The sequence below is a fragment of the Clostridioides sp. ZZV15-6383 genome (assembly GCF_020657735.1).
In the GTDB taxonomy this organism is placed as follows: Bacteria; Bacillota; Clostridia; order Peptostreptococcales; family Peptostreptococcaceae; genus Clostridioides; species Clostridioides difficile_D.
Window position 1 is genome coordinate 1 of record NZ_JAGWCV010000065.1, and the last position, 16,265, is coordinate 16,265.

Annotated in this window: 15 protein-coding genes and 1 other annotated feature; of the genes, 2 read left to right on the top strand and 13 right to left on the bottom strand. The window is 27.3% G+C overall.

What is annotated here, in order from left to right; genetic code table 11:
• Positions 1-572 precede the first annotated feature (572 nt).
• Entirely contained in the window at positions 573-1,784 is a 1,212-nt protein-coding gene (locus KGF42_RS16745; RefSeq protein ID WP_227821866.1) for a helix-turn-helix domain-containing protein, read from the bottom strand.
• Positions 1,785-2,223: 439 nt separating this feature from the next.
• On the bottom strand, positions 2,224-3,159 hold the full coding sequence (locus KGF42_RS16750) for an alpha/beta hydrolase (RefSeq protein WP_227821867.1): 936 nt from the start codon (positions 3,157-3,159) through the stop codon (positions 2,224-2,226).
• A gap of 266 nt (positions 3,160-3,425) precedes the next feature.
• Between KGF42_RS16750 and KGF42_RS16755 the strand changes: the two genes are divergently transcribed.
• Positions 3,426-3,992, top strand: coding sequence for a MarR family winged helix-turn-helix transcriptional regulator (locus tag KGF42_RS16755; RefSeq protein WP_054273574.1), 567 nt, complete (start codon positions 3,426-3,428; stop codon positions 3,990-3,992).
• A 223-nt stretch (positions 3,993-4,215) separates the two neighbouring features.
• On the opposite strand, the gene KGF42_RS16760 is transcribed toward KGF42_RS16755, so the two are convergent.
• The 11 genes from KGF42_RS16760 to KGF42_RS16810 all read right to left on the bottom strand — a co-directional run bounded on the left by KGF42_RS16760 (position 4,216) and on the right by KGF42_RS16810 (position 15,997).
• Positions 4,216-6,252 (bottom strand): thioredoxin domain-containing protein, encoded by a 2,037-nt coding sequence (locus tag KGF42_RS16760; RefSeq protein ID WP_227826737.1) that lies wholly within the window; start codon positions 6,250-6,252, stop codon positions 4,216-4,218.
• A gap of 177 nt (positions 6,253-6,429) precedes the next feature.
• Complete coding sequence (locus tag KGF42_RS16765; protein WP_227821869.1) at positions 6,430-7,107, bottom strand: manganese catalase family protein; 678 nt, start codon at positions 7,105-7,107, stop codon at positions 6,430-6,432.
• Between the two features lie 208 nt (positions 7,108-7,315).
• Positions 7,316-9,004 (bottom strand): biosynthetic-type acetolactate synthase large subunit, encoded by a 1,689-nt coding sequence (ilvB, locus tag KGF42_RS16770; protein WP_227826738.1) that lies wholly within the window; start codon positions 9,002-9,004, stop codon positions 7,316-7,318.
• 50 nt (positions 9,005-9,054) lie between these two features.
• Complete coding sequence (gene ilvC / locus KGF42_RS16775) at positions 9,055-10,044, bottom strand: ketol-acid reductoisomerase (RefSeq protein ID WP_227821020.1); 990 nt, start codon at positions 10,042-10,044, stop codon at positions 9,055-9,057.
• A 284-nt stretch (positions 10,045-10,328) separates the two neighbouring features.
• Positions 10,329-10,568 (bottom strand): ACT domain-containing protein, encoded by a 240-nt coding sequence (locus tag KGF42_RS16780; protein ID WP_227821021.1) that lies wholly within the window; start codon positions 10,566-10,568, stop codon positions 10,329-10,331.
• Between the two features lie 111 nt (positions 10,569-10,679).
• Positions 10,680-10,938, bottom strand: a binding site (T-box leader).
• Between the two features lie 153 nt (positions 10,939-11,091).
• Positions 11,092-11,853, bottom strand: coding sequence for a SprT family zinc-dependent metalloprotease (locus KGF42_RS16785; protein WP_227821022.1), 762 nt, complete (start codon positions 11,851-11,853; stop codon positions 11,092-11,094).
• Positions 11,853-12,680: an XdhC/CoxI family protein gene (locus KGF42_RS16790; RefSeq protein WP_107594501.1), complete on the bottom strand. Its 828-nt coding sequence runs from the start codon at positions 12,678-12,680 to the stop codon at positions 11,853-11,855. The genes KGF42_RS16785 and KGF42_RS16790 overlap by 1 nt, the downstream gene beginning before the upstream one ends.
• A gap of 41 nt (positions 12,681-12,721) precedes the next feature.
• Positions 12,722-13,594, bottom strand: a complete 873-nt coding sequence (locus KGF42_RS16795) for an anti-sigma-V factor rsiV (protein ID WP_227821023.1) — start codon at positions 13,592-13,594, stop codon at positions 12,722-12,724.
• A gap of 11 nt (positions 13,595-13,605) precedes the next feature.
• Positions 13,606-14,088 carry an RNA polymerase sigma factor gene (locus KGF42_RS16800; protein ID WP_003429795.1) on the bottom strand — a complete coding sequence of 161 codons (483 nt, stop codon included), beginning with the start codon at positions 14,086-14,088 and terminating at the stop codon, positions 13,606-13,608.
• A 51-nt stretch (positions 14,089-14,139) separates the two neighbouring features.
• Positions 14,140-15,096 (bottom strand): peptidylprolyl isomerase, encoded by a 957-nt coding sequence (locus KGF42_RS16805; RefSeq protein ID WP_054273549.1) that lies wholly within the window; start codon positions 15,094-15,096, stop codon positions 14,140-14,142.
• Positions 15,097-15,163: 67 nt separating this feature from the next.
• Positions 15,164-15,997: a polysaccharide deacetylase family protein gene (locus tag KGF42_RS16810; protein WP_227826739.1), complete on the bottom strand. Its 834-nt coding sequence runs from the start codon at positions 15,995-15,997 to the stop codon at positions 15,164-15,166.
• An 86-nt stretch (positions 15,998-16,083) separates the two neighbouring features.
• Between KGF42_RS16810 and KGF42_RS16815 the strand changes: the two genes are divergently transcribed.
• A partial coding sequence (locus KGF42_RS16815) for a hypothetical protein (protein WP_227826740.1) occupies positions 16,084-16,265 on the top strand: 182 nt, incomplete at its 3' end.

A 16,265-nucleotide genomic window follows, 5' to 3' on the forward strand; every position in this document is an offset into this window, starting at 1 on the left:
TAGTTTAAGTTCTTTGCTATATTTTTTGTATTTTTTAGACATAGAAAAACCCCCTTAGAGTATACACTTTTTAGACCTATTATAATGGCCTTTTATTTAAATGTCTACTATAAGGGGATTATACTAAAATAGAGATAAGTCTCTTTTTCATTGATAAAATGATGAAAATATATCTGATTTCATACAAAAAAGTGTATCATGAACTAAAAAGTTCTTTTTGAGACACCCCCCTTTTTATACTTAAATTTAAGAAAAGATGTGAGACTCTAGGGATGAGATTATAATTTAAATAACAAATCTTATTTTATTTTCATAAATTTATATTTCTATTTTTGTACCTTCTAAGTAGACCTGTATTTGCCTTAAATATATCAGCTTCTTAATTTTCATTTGTTTATTCTTAATATATTTCTATTCTTTTGATATAATCATTTGATTTAATTGTTTTAGAAGAGTTCTTAGCAAGCCCTTTTTTATTTTTTATGTAACAAAGGAGAGGATTCAAATTTTTGTTTTGAGACATCTCCTTTTAATTTAATTAATCTTTAAGTCTTATATTAAATTTTTATTTATTATTTATCTTTTAATAATTTTTCCAACTCCAAAATCTTTTCAATTATAGACTCGAAAATTGGTTCTTCTCTAAGTTCATTATAACTATCATCACTAAACATTATTAACAAATTCGTATACATATTGAAAGTATATGAATTTTTAGATTTTACTTTGTCAAAAAATCTCATCTGACTCACATCCAAACTTTCATGTATAGGATATTTTTCTAATATTTCTTTTAGGCTATATAAAGCTTTTTTGGCTTCTTCTTTCATATTGAAAAATAAAAAAATTAAAGATAATTCCATATAATCCATATATATACCAAAAAGTGCACCTTTATCTTCACTAAGCATTTTTTTTATTTCTAAAGAGAAGTTTGCATACCCTAGCAACTTATTTTTTATATATTCCATTTCTTTTTCTGTTGCTTTTTTATTAGAATCTCCATCCTCCAATTTTTTCTTTAATTCCTTATATTGATATTTATATACATTGATTATTCCTTTACAATCCAAACTTAAATTGAATACATTGCTAAACAGTTTATTTTGAAGCAATATTTCTGCTTCTTCTAGCCTATTTTGATTTAAATATATCATAGCTAAATTGACACTTGTATCTCCTATTGGTTTATGTATCATAGTTAAGTACAGCTCTGCCTTTTCATAATCCTCCAACATACAATATGAATTTGATAAAATAATGAGTGCTGTTTCTTTTATTTGAATGTCCTCTGTATTTCTTACTATATCTTCAAGAATATTTGTTGTTTCTTTTACTTTGTCATTAAACTCATTCTTACCAAATTTATATGAATACATCTGATACAACGAACATATTTTTAACTTTAATAAATAGCTTTTAGGATACTTTTCTATATACATATTAGAAAGTTTTTTCACAGATTCCAAGTCTTGCCTACATTCTTCTTTTGGTTCTCCTGTTGATAAATCAACTTCAATTCCAGCAAAAATTGCTTCTAATTCTTTATATATTTTCATTACTTCTTCTTCACTTAAATCAATCCTGTAGTTTAAAAGCTTATCTATAGATACATTAAAAAAATCTGCTAATAATGGCAATATTTCTATATCTGGATAAGAATTCCCACTCTCCCATTTTGATACTGCTGGTGTTGATACACCTATAAACCTTGCCAATTGTTCTTGAGTTAGATTTCTTTCTTTTCTAAGAGTTTGTATGACTCTACCTATTTTAATTTGCATATATACCTCCCTAGTACATCTGTTGTAATTTAAGTATATAAAAAAAGTATTTACTAGTAAATCGAGGCAAAGTTAACAAAATACTCATAATTTAACCATTGGTTATATTTTAACCTAAAATCGTCTTTCATTAACTTAAAATAGAAAACAATAGCATATAAATCATAGTGATAGACATACTTATGGTTTTAATTTGACTACTTATGTGACTTATTATAAATGGATTTAAATTTTTATAGTATATACATCTAAGAAAGAGAATCCTGATGATTATATTCCCAACATCTTTAAAGAAACTGTACTGAGTCCTTTCGAAATAAATACTCCAAATATGATACCTATTATTATGGCAAAGATGCCTATTATCATATTTTCTCTAAACATTAATTTATTTATATATTAAGTATTTCATAAACACCTAATTTGTTTACTTTCTTTATCACAATATTTCTATTTTATTGTTTAGCCAACAAATTATATCCTCAAAGACTTCTTGCTTATTTATCTCATTTAATAATTCATGTCTTCCATCTTTGTAAAGTTTGCACGACACATCTTTTACTCCTAACTTCATATATCTATCTCTTAATCTTAATACACCCTTTCCATTTTTTCCTATAGGGTCTTTATCACCAGATATTATGTAAATAGGAATATCAAGAGGTATTTTTTTTAGGTTTTGCTTATCCTCAATCTCTTTTAATCCCTGAACTAAATCATAAAAAAAACCACAACTACACACCACTCCACAAAATGGGTCATTTATATATTTTTCAACTTGTTCTCTATCTCTACTTAGCCAATCAAATTTAGTATTTTTATTTCTTTTTATGATTTTCCCACCAAATATTAAATCATTTATTTTATTACTTCTAGAACTTCTTCCATGTTTTTTAATCTCACGATTAATTATCATTTGAGCAAAATTTAAAATAATACCTTGTTTTCCATTTGAACCGCATAGTATAAGTCCAGATAAATTATAACTATAATCCATTATATATCTTTGACTTGCAAATGAACCCATGCTATGCCCAAATAGATAAATTGGTAACTTATCATTTTCCTTTTTTATAATATTTGTCAAAGTATACATATCTTCTACAAGACACCTAAATCCTTCTTTTTCAGCTAAATGCCCAACATTTTCTATTGTCTTTGCAGTCTTTCCATGACCTCTATGGTCGTTGATATATACTATATAACCATTTTTAGTAAGCTCCTTAGCAAAAGTCTCATACCTTTGTGCAGTTTCAGCCATTCCATGTGCAATTTGGACAACTGCCTTTGGACTTTTTATATTTTCATCTTCCCATTTATATGTATATATATCTAAACCTTCCTCTCCTTTAAAAGTAAAGTTTGTACACTTCATAATTATCCCTCCAGATCAATTTTATTCAGTATATTAATATATATATTATATTACAAGTATTTTCAAGTTAAAATCTTTCTATAGAAACTTAGGGTTTATTAATTGTTTATAAAAATTGCTACACAAAATTATATAATAATTTAATAATCTAGTACTAATATCAAAAAATAATGCTTGGAGATACTTTGACACCATATTGACATTATAATCAATTCATGATATTCTGTTTTCGTCAAAATAGTATCTAAAGATAAAGGAGATATTTAATGGATTACTCAAATGAATTAAAAGAACTCTTTTTAATGAATCAAACATATGCGACTCTTTTTACTCTTACAAACAAAATACAAATAGAAGGAGATAAATATTTCGGTATACTTACTTCAAGACAGTATATGACCATTTTATCTATTCTTCATTTACCAGAGGAAGAAACAACATTAAATAATATTGCAAGAAAAATGGGCACAAGTAAACAAAACATAAATAGACTAGTTGCTAATCTTGAAAAAAATGGCTATGTTGAGGTAGTTCCCAGTCCTCATGATAAGAGAGCAATTAATGTTAAAGTTACAGACTCAGGAAAAGAAATTATGATAACATGTAGTAAAATTGGAATAAATTTTATGGCTGATGTATTTCATGAATTTACTAAAGATGAATTGGAAACTTTATGGCATTTACTAAAAAAAATGTATCGTTTCAATGGTGAAGAGCAAGATGGCTTTGAAGAAGATGCTAATTTTATGGAATATGAAGAAATAGATAAAATTAAATCTGAAGCACTTGAAGAATTTACAAGAAGAAGAAATAGGGTAAACAAAAACGATTAATATTATAATATCTATAATGATGATACAACTTGTTTATAGCATCTATATTTGTTATATAATTATAATGTGATTTTTGTTTTTTCACAGAACAATTATCACATAAACTAGGTATTCTTAGAAACTCTTTTTCTGTTTTTTGTACAAAAAGGAGATGATTCAAACTTTTATTTTGAAACATCCCCTTTTTCACTATTTTTGTTATTCTACTCCTAAAATTATCCGGTTATTCTACTCCCAAAATTATATCTCTTAATTTTTTTAAATCATTAATTGGTTGACTGCAACTATTATTTTGACACACATAATAACTAGTCTTATCATTCTTTAATTTATAGTTATTTAAAAAATCTATCTTAGTATTTTCTTCATTATATTTCTTTACTAAAAAAGTTGCATTTGGTATAAAATTTTCACTTATTAATTCTTTAAATCCAACTAAATCAGAATCGTCTTTAAAAATACATATAATTTCCTTAGTAGAATAAAGTTCATGCATCAATGAAAGCATATAGAAACTGTACCCTGTTGGAGAACTCTTTACATTACTTACATACAGTTTTAATTGTTTATATGATATTTCTTCAAGTTTATTATCACCAGTAATTTTCGCAAGCCTTATAAGATTGTATAATTGAACAGAATTTCCTGATGGAATAGCTCCATCATACAAATCTTTTGGTCTCGCTATTAAATTCTCACTATCTTTACCATATATATAGAATCCATTTTTTTCATAATCCCAAAAAAGGTCAACACAGCTTTTATTCAAATTTAATGCCTTTTCTAAATATTTCATATTAAATGTTGATTCATAAAGCTCTATATACGCCCATATTAAAAAAGCATAATCATCTAGATAAGCTAAATAATCAGAACTTCCTTCTCTATATCTAGCTAACAATCTACCTGACTCATTTACAAGATTATTATTTATAAAATCAAGACACTTATTTGAATACTCTAAATACATATCATTTTTTAGAGTACTATATGCCTTTGCCAAAGCAACTGTCATCAATGCATTCCATGATGTAAGTATCTTATCATCTTTATGCAAAGATGTTCTTTCTTTTCTATATTCAAACACCTTTTTACTAAGGTCAGCTATTTTTTCATTATATCTCTCGTATTCTTTATTTTTTATAAGATTAGGAATACTTTTACCTTCAAAGTTTCCACTACTAGTGATATCAAAATAATTGTTAAAGAAAGTTCCATCTTCTTCACCCAACACTTCAATTATTTCAAGAGGATTAAATGTATAAAATTTTCCTTCTTCACCTTCACTATCAGCATCTTGTGCTGAATAAAATCCACCTTCTTTATCCTTCATCTCTCTAATTACATAATCTATGGTTTTTATAGCAATCTCTTTATATAACTCTTTTTTTGTTATTTTATATGCATCTAAATAAGCTATTGTAAGCATAGCATTGTCATATAACATTTTTTCAAAATGAGGAGCTAACCATTTTTTATCAGTAGAGTATCTTGAAAAACCAAATCCAATATGGTCAAACAAACCACCTCTATACATTCCATCTAAAGTTTTTTCTACCATTTTTAATACATCTTTATCTTTTTCTATACTATAATATTTCATCAAAAACATAAGATTTTGAGGACTTGGAAATTTAGGTGCATTGCCAAAACCACCATACTTTTCATCATATATAGCCTTAAATACCCTAATTGATGAACTCAACATTTCTTTTGATAAATTGCCATCTGTATTTTTCACTCCAAAATCATCTTTAAGAGCTTCTATTATTTCATCTCCAGATTTTATTAGTATGTCTCTACTTGTGTTCCATTTTTCAGATACATTCTCTAGTAAATCTATAACTCCAGGTCTATTATATCTTGAATATTTTGGGAAATATGTTCCTGCAAAAAAAGGTTTTTTATCTGGTGTCATTATTATGGTCATTGGCCATCCACCACTACCTGTCATAGCTTGACAAACCGTCATATATACACTATCTATATCTGGTCTTTCTTCTTTATCTACTTTTATTGCTATAAAGTTTTTGTTCATTATTTCAGCAACTTCTTCATCTTCAAAAGATTCTTTTTCCATAACATGACACCAATGACATGTTGAGTATCCTACACTTAAAAATATTGGTTTATCTTCTTCTTTTGCTTTTTTAAAAGCTTCATCATTCCAGCTATACCAATTTATAGGATTATATGCATGCTGTAAAAGATATGGAGATTTTTCATTTATTAGATTGTTAGGTTTTCTATTATTTTCCACAATACCACCTCATTTGTTATTTTATTATATGTTTTGCAATAAACAAATAGATATACACTTATAATAAGCGTATACCCATCTTTAACTATATATATTTAAGTTTTTATCTAATTAATTCTTCTAGGCAAATACTTTTTTTAATATCTACCAAAACAAAACAACATAAAAAATATCAAATTATTTTTTTAAAGGTTTTTCAAAAGAAGGAGGATTAACATCTATCTTAGTATCATGATTTGGCCCTGGAGTTGATAAATCAAAATATAACTTAGAATCTTCTGTAACTCCAAAATCTCTATTTGAACCTGTATCTTTAACTTTATTTAAAGCATCTCTAAATAAAGCATTATGTGCTTCTTCTCTGTTAAGTAAGAAATCTATTGTTTCTTTTACATATTTATCATCAATTTGTCTATATAAATACTCATAAACTACCTTTGCTCTTTGTTCAGAAGCTATATTTGAAAGTAAATCAGCTACTAAATCTCCTGTAACTGTAACATAATTAGCAGTCCATGGAGCCCCTGATGAGTTTATTAATACTGGTGACAATCCAGTTAATACATGTGTTTCTATTTCACCTGTATCAACTGCATTATAATTAACATCATGTCCATTTAATAAATTTATAGTTTGTGCTACCATTTCCATATGACTAAGCTCTTCTGCTGCTATATCAAGAAATAAATCTTTTATTTGAGGGTCTTTTATTCTAAAACTTTGAGATAAATATTGCATTGCTGCTTTTAATTCTCCATTTGCTCCACCCAGCTGCTCTTGCATTAAAACGGCATATTGAGGGTTTGGTCTTTCTACTTTTACTTCTTTTAATAATGCTTTATCGTGTTTAAACATATGAATACCTCCGTAAATTATTATTCAAAATTATTATTTACTTAAGTTGTAATATTATTCTAAGTTTTATAATTAAAATTTAATAAGTACTTATTTAGATACGCAGTAATTTATCTATAAAAATAAAAATACCAATATACCTTTAAACAAAAAAACTGAATATCAATAAAATTTTAATAACAAACTTTATCAATATTCAGTGTAAATTTTAGTTACATATCAAATTTTCCAATGCATCATTAGGGGCTACAATAGGATAAACATCATAATCCTTATCTATATCACATTGTAAAAACACGGGTTTATTAAAATCTATCACATCTAGAACTTTTTCTAATTCTTCCATATCGGATACCTTATATCCATCAATATTATAGGCATTTACTAGTTTAACATAATCCACGTTTTCATTAATGTCAGTTTGAGAATATCTTTGATTAGAAAATAACTTCTGCCATTGTCTTACCATTCCTAATGTTCTATTATTAAGTAGTAAAATAAGTATAGGTACATTATAATTTGCAACTGTAGCTAGTTCATTACAGTTCATTCTAAAACTTCCATCACCAGTGACTAAAACCACATTTTTATCTACATTACCGACTTTAGTTCCAATAGCTGCACCTAAACCAAAGCCCATAGTTCCTAGTCCTGCTGATGTTATAAAACTTTTATTACCTTTAAAATTCCAGTATTTGGCGGCCCACATTTGATGTTGACCAACATCAGTTACTACTATAGTAGAATTTTCTAATTTCTCATATTTCTCATTTATTTTTTTAAGTATGTTTTGTGGATGAAATTCATATTTTTGTACACCCTCACTCTTTCTAAATGTCTTTATCTCTTCTTTCCAACTACTATTATTCTTACTCTCAACTCCTTCAAGTAGTAAACTAAGAACCAACTTCAAATCTCCAACTAGAGATACATTAGATTTTATATTTTTACTTATTTCAGACGGGTCTATATCTATGTGTATTACTTTTGCATTTTTAGCAAATTCTGAACTTTTACTTATTACTCTATCGCTAAATCTTGCACCTATAGCTATAACCAAATCTGAATTAGAAAGGGCTAAATTACTTTCTCTACTTCCATGCATTCCAACCATTCCAAGAGATAGTTCATTTTTTCTATCTATATTGCCAAGACCCATAAGTGTATTTAATACAGGTGTATCTATTTTAATTGCAAATTTTTCAAGAATCTCCTCACTATCTGAAGACTTAACTCCTCCACCAGCATATATTATAGGTCTTTTAGATTCTTTTATGATATCTATTGCTTCATTTAAGAGCTTAGCATTAGTTTCATCATCTAGACCAAAATCGCTTTTATAATCTATATAATCATCTATTTGACATAAATCATAATCCTCATCACTAAAATCCATTTCTGCTAAAAATAAATCTTTTGGAACATCTACAAGTACAGGTCCTTTTCTACCTGAATTTGCAACTTTAAAAGCTTCTTTTATTGTAGGAACTAATTCTTTAGTATTTCTAACTAAATAATTATGTTTTGTCATAGATAATGTTGCTCCAGTTATATCAATTTCTTGAAAAGAATCTTTACCTAATAAACTCGTTGGAACCTGACCCGAAATTACAACCATAGGTGAGGAATCCATAAAAGCTGTTGCTATTCCAGTTATAGCATTTGTTGCTCCTGGACCAGATGTTATAAAACAAACACCCACTGTATTAGTACTTCTTGCGTATCCATCTGCTGCATGAACCAAACCTTGTTCATGGGATGTCCTTATATGCTTAAAATCATCTGAATAATCGTATAGAGCATCATAAAGAGGTATCACTGCTCCACCAGGATATCCAAATACCGTGTCAACTCCCTCTTTCTTTAAACATTCTAAAATTACCTTTGCTCCATTCATACACACTACTATGCACCACTCTTTCCCTCAAACTAATCCATTTCATATATTTATTTCAAGAATGACATCATACTTCTTAGATTTCTGCCAACTTCAGCAATTTCTGTAGCATATTCTGCTTCTCTAGTTTTTAGGAAGTTTTTACGTCCTTCTTCATTCTCTTTAATCCATGCCTTTGCAAATTTTCCATTTTGTATATCCTCTAAAACATCTTGCATACCTTGTTTTGCTGCATCAGTTATTACCCTTTTGCCAGATACATAATCTCCATATTCTGCTGTATCACTTATGCTATATCTCATTCTTTCAAATCCACCTTCATATATAAGGTCGACTATTAATTTCATTTCATGTAGACATTCAAAATATGCTACTTCTTTTTGATAACCTGCATCTACAAGTGTTTTATATCCCAATTTTATAAGTTCACTTATTCCACCACAAAGTACTGATTGTTCTCCAAATAAATCTGTTTCTGTTTCTTCTTTAAAAGTAGTTTCTAAAACACCTGCTCTTGTTGCTCCTATACCTTTTGCATATGCTAAAACTGTCTCTGTAGCTTTTTTAGTGTAGTCTTGATATACTGCAAATAATGCAGGAACTCCACTTCCCTTTGTAAATACATTTCTAACTAGGTGACCAGGTCCTTTAGGAGCTACCATTACAACATCAACAAATTCTGGTGGTTGTACCTGATTATAATGTATATTGAATCCATGTGCAAATGCTAATGTTTGACCTTCTTTTAAGTTATCCCTTACACTTTCTTCATAAACTTTTTTTTGCTTTTCATCAGGTATTAACAGCATTGTGAAATCACTTTCTTTTGTAGCTTCTGCTACACTCTTAACTTCAAATCCATCTTCTTTTGCTTTTTGTGCTGATTTACTTCCATCATAAAGTCCTATCACTACATCTACACCATTATCTCTAAGATTTTGTGCATGTGCATGACCTTGGCTTCCATAACCTAAAACTGCAACCTTTTTATTTTTTAAAACCTCTAAGTTCACATCATTTTCATAATACATTTTTGCCATTTTAATTTCCTCCCAATACTTTCTCTTATTTTATGATATTTATTTTTATTAGAAATTCATACTCATTATCATCGACTTAATACTGTTCAGCAAATTCTATTCCTCAATTTATATAACTTTTAAAGTATATTTTTAGAATTTTCAGTTTTTATTAATTGTGATAAACCCATAAGTTTAATGATACTTGTATTTTAAATCTAAGATTTTTCTTATTTAATATTTATCTTTGGTTTTTTATTTTAAAATGAGTATCTTTAGTTTTTATTTTTATAAAGCAGATTTAATTAGTGTCTCATTTTCTCAACAGTTATCTCTCTTATATCATGTAGTTTCTTCATATGGTTTAAGACAGAATCTAAGGATGTCTTTTCTTCATTTACTATTAATTTTATACCTGAGTTATTCATATTGTCTACAGTCATACTTATTGATTGTATATCAACTTCTCTTCTTCTTAGAGTCATAGCCACTCTTAAAAAAGAATCTATTCCTTGGTTTAATTTAGCAGATACAGTATTTTCCATAAAAATTCCTCCTTATTTTTATTATTTTTTATTGATTTTATATGGATTAAATTACTTTATATTGCTTAAAATAAAAAAACTTTCATCTTTATAAGCAATATAAATATTACTTATAAGGACGAAAGTTATATTCCGCGGTACCACCTTATTTGTAGATATAAAAAATACATCTACCCCTCTTTTTCAGGTCGGGTAATCAATTACCTTAACCTTAGCCATGTAACGTTGGCAGACGTTTGTACTTACTAAAAATATTCAGTACAAAAGCTCCAGAGTGATCATTATACTACTGTTAACACCAATTCTCAGCAACATTGGTTCTCTGTAGATAACACGCTATTAGTATTGTTGTCTCTGTCATTGCTTTTACTTTTTTAATTTTAACTCTGTTTTGTTGTTAATATAGATTATATTCCCTATTATTTACGATGTCAACGACTTTTTAAAAATTTTTCAGATTATTTGTTTTTTTCACAATAATATTTCTTTTATATTATAAGTGTATATTTTGGAATAATCGTTTTCATATTATTATCTTATATCCATTTATTTTTAGCCAATTTTCTTTGTCTTTATAATCTGGCATAATGGATTTTATCAAATCATAGAATTTTTTAGAGTGATTCATATGTACTAAATGGCTAAACTCATGTATTATTACATAATCAATTACATCTAATCTTGCCATAGATATTTTTGAATTTATATAAATATTTTTTTGGGATGTGCAACTTCCCCATCTCTTTTTTTGTTCTTTTACCTTAACACTTGCTGGAATCAATTGTTTCATTATTTCACAATTTAATTTAAGAAAATCTATTCTCTCTAAAACTATTCTTTGACTTTCTCTTTTATACCAAGACTTTAAAGACTTTTTAATAAATTCTTTACCTGTATCATTTGTATTAATAATTATTTGGGACTCATCAAGATTTATTTTACAATTACTTTTTTTGACAGAATCCTCCAATATTTCTTTTATAACTAAGTGATACTCTTTCCCTAAATAAAGAAACTTATCACCAGTTATAAACATTCTTTGTCTGTATATTTCTTCTCTGTATTTGTATTTTTCTAATTTTTTAAGTATCCAGTCTCCTTTTTCAATTATTATATCTTTTATTATTTTTTCAGATATTTTAGGAGGGCTTATTACAATTATTTGACCAAATGAGTCTATTTTTATAGAAATATTTTTTCTATTTTTATACAATAAAATTACTTTTATTTCACTACCTCTAAGAATTACATTTAAAATATCAACTTCTTTACCTACTGTATTCATCAATTTACCTTTTCCTTATTAGCCCTACAATTTATAAGTTCAGCAGCTATGCATACAGCTATTTCAGCTGGTGTTTGAGCATCCAACTTTATTCCTATTGGTGCATGTACTTTTGATAATTCTTCCTTTTTAAAACCTTTTTTCATAAGTTTTTCATATGTCAATCCAATTTTTGTTCTACTTCCAATCATGCCTATATAACTAGAATTTCTTTTAAGAGCCCATTCTAAAGCACTTGAGTCATATAAATGACCTCTTGTTAGAATAATTATATAACTATTTTCATCAGTTGGAAAATCTGGTATATTTTCAAAAGAATCTAAAACTATTACTTCTGAATCTGGAAATCTTTCAGAGTTAGCAAATTCTTCTCTATCATCTATTACCACTGTTCTAAATTCCAAAAGGGATAATATTACGGCAACATCTCTTGAAATATGACCTGCTCCAAATATATACGCTTTACTTGTATTTTCTTTTAGGTTTCTATTAAATCTTTCTATATTACTTTCTAATTTACTATCTATGAAATCTATTTGGATTTCTCCATTACCTCCACATATCATTCCAAGTTTTGCCACATCAGATTTATTTAGGCTAAATTTATACAACATTGACTCTCTATTTTTTATTACATTAATTGCATGTTTTATACATACTGCTTCTACACTACCTCCACCTACTGAACCAAATATGGTAGCATCATTTTTTACAATCATCATTGCTCCTGTTTCACGTGGTGTTGAACCTGAGTGAGAAGTTATTGTAGCAAATGCGAAATCCTCATTATTTTCTATTAATCTTATCGCTTGTTCATATATATTCATATAATTCTCCTTACCAGTCTATCTAAAAATCTTCTATATATCTATCTTAGGTTTTTTATTACTTTATATGGTATCACAAACTCAACTGCTCCCATATAACCAGGTGCTACTTCATATTCATCAAAACTAATTACAAGGTTTCCATTTTTATTAAAATAAAAATCTTGATACTTATTTATAGATTCAAAATTTTTTACTGGTGAATCTTTATCTTGGTCTATAAAATAGGATTTTGTATTATCCTTTTTTATTTGCTCTCTCATTTGTTCTTTTATATTATCACTTATAACTTTTACATATTTATCGTCTTTAAAAAGCATTGGCAAAGTCAAAACTATTTGTCTTTTTTTATCAATATTATAATGTACTTTACTAACATATGATGATGCTTCTATCTCATTTTTTGTCATTTCTATTGATAGAAAATCTTTAGAATTATTTTTCACACTATAACTCAAACTTAAAGACTTATGCCCTTTGTTCCTTGATAATTGTATCTTTTCCATTCTCTCTTGAAATTCATTATAAAGCCTTTTTCCATCCTCCATAAAATCACTATTTAATCTTTTTTCTAAATTTTTATCTTTTAAACCTTGTATTTTAGGAATATCAATCTCAGCTTCATAATTTTCAGTTTTTAAGTTATAATTTTTTATAGTTATTACTTTTACTATTTCCCCAATTATAGGTATCTTAGAAAAGCTGTCTGCAAATACAGGGCTTATGTTGACTAATACTACAAACATACATGCAAAAGCTATTGCAACTTTAAATCTTAATCTATTTACTTTCTTATTTTGCTCTCGGTATATATTTTCTATTTTTTCATGATTTATTATAGTATCTAGTTTCTTTGGTATTGGAATTTTATGATACTCCTCTTTTAACTTATTTAACCTTTCTTTGCTCGTCATTCTTTTTATCCCTACTCTTCAATTTTTAATTTTAATTTTTTTAAAGCAGTATATAGCCTAGTTTTAACAGTATTCACATTTTCATCCAATATTATTGCCACTTCTTCAATCTTTAAATCTTCAAAAAATCTTAATATTATAATAGATTTGTATTCAATAGGTAATTCTTCCAAAGCTCTTCTTAAATCCAAATCAGTGTATTTATCATATTCTCCAGTCTCATCTACAAGGTCAATATCTGTCATATTATTATACTTACGGTTTTTTCTAATAAAGTCTATACTCGTTCTAACTAAAATTTTATAAAACCACGTTTTTATATAATTTACTTCTTTAATATTTTCCACTGAATATAATGCCTTATACATAGCTTCCTGAACCACGTCTAGGGCATCTTCTTCATTCTTTGTATAACTATATGCAATTCTATAAAAAGAGTCTTTATTATCGATAATGTATTTCTCAACTTTCGTTCTCTTTAAACTCTTAAACATTCCTGTAAAATCTCCCTCCGATTACAGGCTAGGATTGATTTTTTAGAAATTCTATCTGTCTATTTTGGCATCTTCATTCAGTTTTTTTATATGTTCAAGATACTTTTCATTTAAAATAGATTCTCTTATTAAACTCTGACACTCATTAAAACTTTTTTGTCTTTCTCTTTTATCAGTAACTTTGACTATATGATATCCATAACTAGTCTCAAATACATTTGAAACTTCATTTTTCTTTAATTTGAACACTTCTTTTGTAAACTCAGCATTTTTGTCATCTTTTGAAAAATATCCTAACTGACCTCCATTTTTTCCAGTTGCCTTATCATCTGAATACTTTTTAGCCAATTCTTCAAAACTTTCTCCATTTTTAATTTTAGCCAATATACTGTCTGCCTCTTTCTTCAAAGCTTCTTTTTTATCTTTACTTACTTCTTTTTTATTTTTGTCTAAAGTTGATATAAGTATCTGAGAAGCACTTACTTCTTCTACATTAAAATCCTTTTTATGACTGGTATAATAAGCTTCCATATCAACATCGCTTATATTTGTTCTACCTTCAAAGGCTTTCTTATTTTTATCTATGGCTAAATCTTTAGATATTTCTTGTTTTAAATATTCTTTATCAACACCTGCTTTGTCCATTTTTTCTTTGTAACTCGCATTCAAATTCATTTTTTCTTCTAGTTCTTGATATTTTGAGTCTACTTCACTTTTACTTGGAGTTAATCCTTTATTCCTAGCCTCTTGATATAAAAGTTCATTATCCACCATAAACGATATTATAACATTTTCTAATTTATTTCTACCTTTTTTATCTAAAGTTTTTTCCAATTCATCTAAAGATTGACCATTTATATAATTATTAGTAGCAGATAAAACTGCTTTCGTTTTTTTATACTGTTCTTTTGTAATTTCTACATCATTTACTTTTGCCAAACTTTTATTGCAACCAACCATCATTAAAGATAGTATCCCAATCATTCCTACATAAAGTTTTTTATTCAATATACCTACACCTCACTCATTTTTATTCTCAATTTCTAAAATCTCAATAAATATTCTTATATTTTAATTACTCTAAATTACGTAACCAATAATTTTTTGGTATTTGATTTTGGTCCACTGCTGCAAATTCATAACCTTCATCTGATAAGAATTTTAAAACTGAATCTAATGCTTCTGCACTTTGCTTTTTCTCATGCATTAAAACTACCAATTGGTCTTTATCTTCACCTTTTCTATTCTTAATATGATTTTTTACATTTTGTACAATTTGAGAAGAATTAGATTTCCAATCTTCTGTATCTAAGTCCCAATCCCAAATCTTATATCCAGCATCAACTAAAGCTTGATAAGAAGCTTGTGGTGTATATGGTTTACTTCCATAAGGTATTCTTATTACTTTTGAATATTTACCAGTTATCTTGTAAAAAGTTTGGTCATTTGTATCAAATTCCTCTTTTGCTGATGTACTAGTAACATAAAGCTTATGAATATCATGTGATACACTATGAAAACCTGCTGTGTTCCCATTTTTAATTATATTTTTAACTTGTTGTGGATATTCCTTCATATTTCCATCTATCATAAAAAAAGTTGCTTTAACATTATATTTATTTAAAGTTTTTATCATCTGGTCAGTAAATTTAGACGGACCATCATCTATAGTTATGTATGCTACTTTTCCAAAACTTTTACTTGGTCCTTTGCTAATTTCTGTCGCTGTATTAGATACTATATCCGTAATAGTAGAACTTGACAATTTTGCATTTCTACTAATTTCATCTTCTTTCATATTTAAAGAGCTAACACGTATACCAACCACTATAAAAGCCAGACATACTACAATAGCACTTAAAAGCACATACAGTTTCTTTCTATTTATTTTTTTCTTTTTATTTCTCATCGTTCGACCTCCAATATTACTATATTTTTACATTTATATTTTTGTAGTATTTTCTCCCAAAAATTTACACTACATATATATAGACGTTGAACTTCGACAAAAAGTTTTACTTAATTTTTAAAATTTGTTATTTTGATGATTATTATGCTTCTCCTGCATCAGCAGTTGCTGAAGTTATATTTGGCTCAATGGGTGGAAAAATAATATCTGTAGGTATATTAATTTCAGTGTTTGGAGCATTAAATGGTTTTTTACTAACTGGTTCAAG

Bases quoted from the DNA above. Each gene is read 5' to 3' on its own strand.
- KGF42_RS16745 (WP_227821866.1), bottom strand. From the start codon at position 1,784: ATGCAAATTAAAATAGGTAGAGTCATACAAACTCTTAGAAAAGAAAGA.
- KGF42_RS16750 (WP_227821867.1), bottom strand. From the start codon at position 3,159: ATGAAGTGTACAAACTTTACTTTTAAAGGAGAGGAAGGTTTAGATATA.
- KGF42_RS16755 (WP_054273574.1), top strand. From the start codon at position 3,426: ATGGATTACTCAAATGAATTAAAAGAACTCTTTTTAATGAATCAAACA.
- KGF42_RS16765 (WP_227821869.1), bottom strand. From the start codon at position 7,107: ATGTTTAAACACGATAAAGCATTATTAAAAGAAGTAAAAGTAGAAAGA.
- ilvB (WP_227826738.1), bottom strand. From the start codon at position 9,004: ATGAATGGAGCAAAGGTAATTTTAGAATGTTTAAAGAAAGAGGGAGTT.
- ilvC (WP_227821020.1), bottom strand. From the start codon at position 10,044: ATGGCAAAAATGTATTATGAAAATGATGTGAACTTAGAGGTTTTAAAA.
- KGF42_RS16780 (WP_227821021.1), bottom strand. From the start codon at position 10,568: ATGGAAAATACTGTATCTGCTAAATTAAACCAAGGAATAGATTCTTTT.
- KGF42_RS16785 (WP_227821022.1), bottom strand. From the start codon at position 11,853: ATGAATACAGTAGGTAAAGAAGTTGATATTTTAAATGTAATTCTTAGA.
- KGF42_RS16790 (WP_107594501.1), bottom strand. From the start codon at position 12,680: ATGAATATATATGAACAAGCGATAAGATTAATAGAAAATAATGAGGAT.
- KGF42_RS16795 (WP_227821023.1), bottom strand. From the start codon at position 13,594: ATGACGAGCAAAGAAAGGTTAAATAAGTTAAAAGAGGAGTATCATAAA.
- KGF42_RS16800 (WP_003429795.1), bottom strand. From the start codon at position 14,088: ATGTTTAAGAGTTTAAAGAGAACGAAAGTTGAGAAATACATTATCGAT.
- KGF42_RS16810 (WP_227826739.1), bottom strand. From the start codon at position 15,997: ATGAGAAATAAAAAGAAAAAAATAAATAGAAAGAAACTGTATGTGCTT.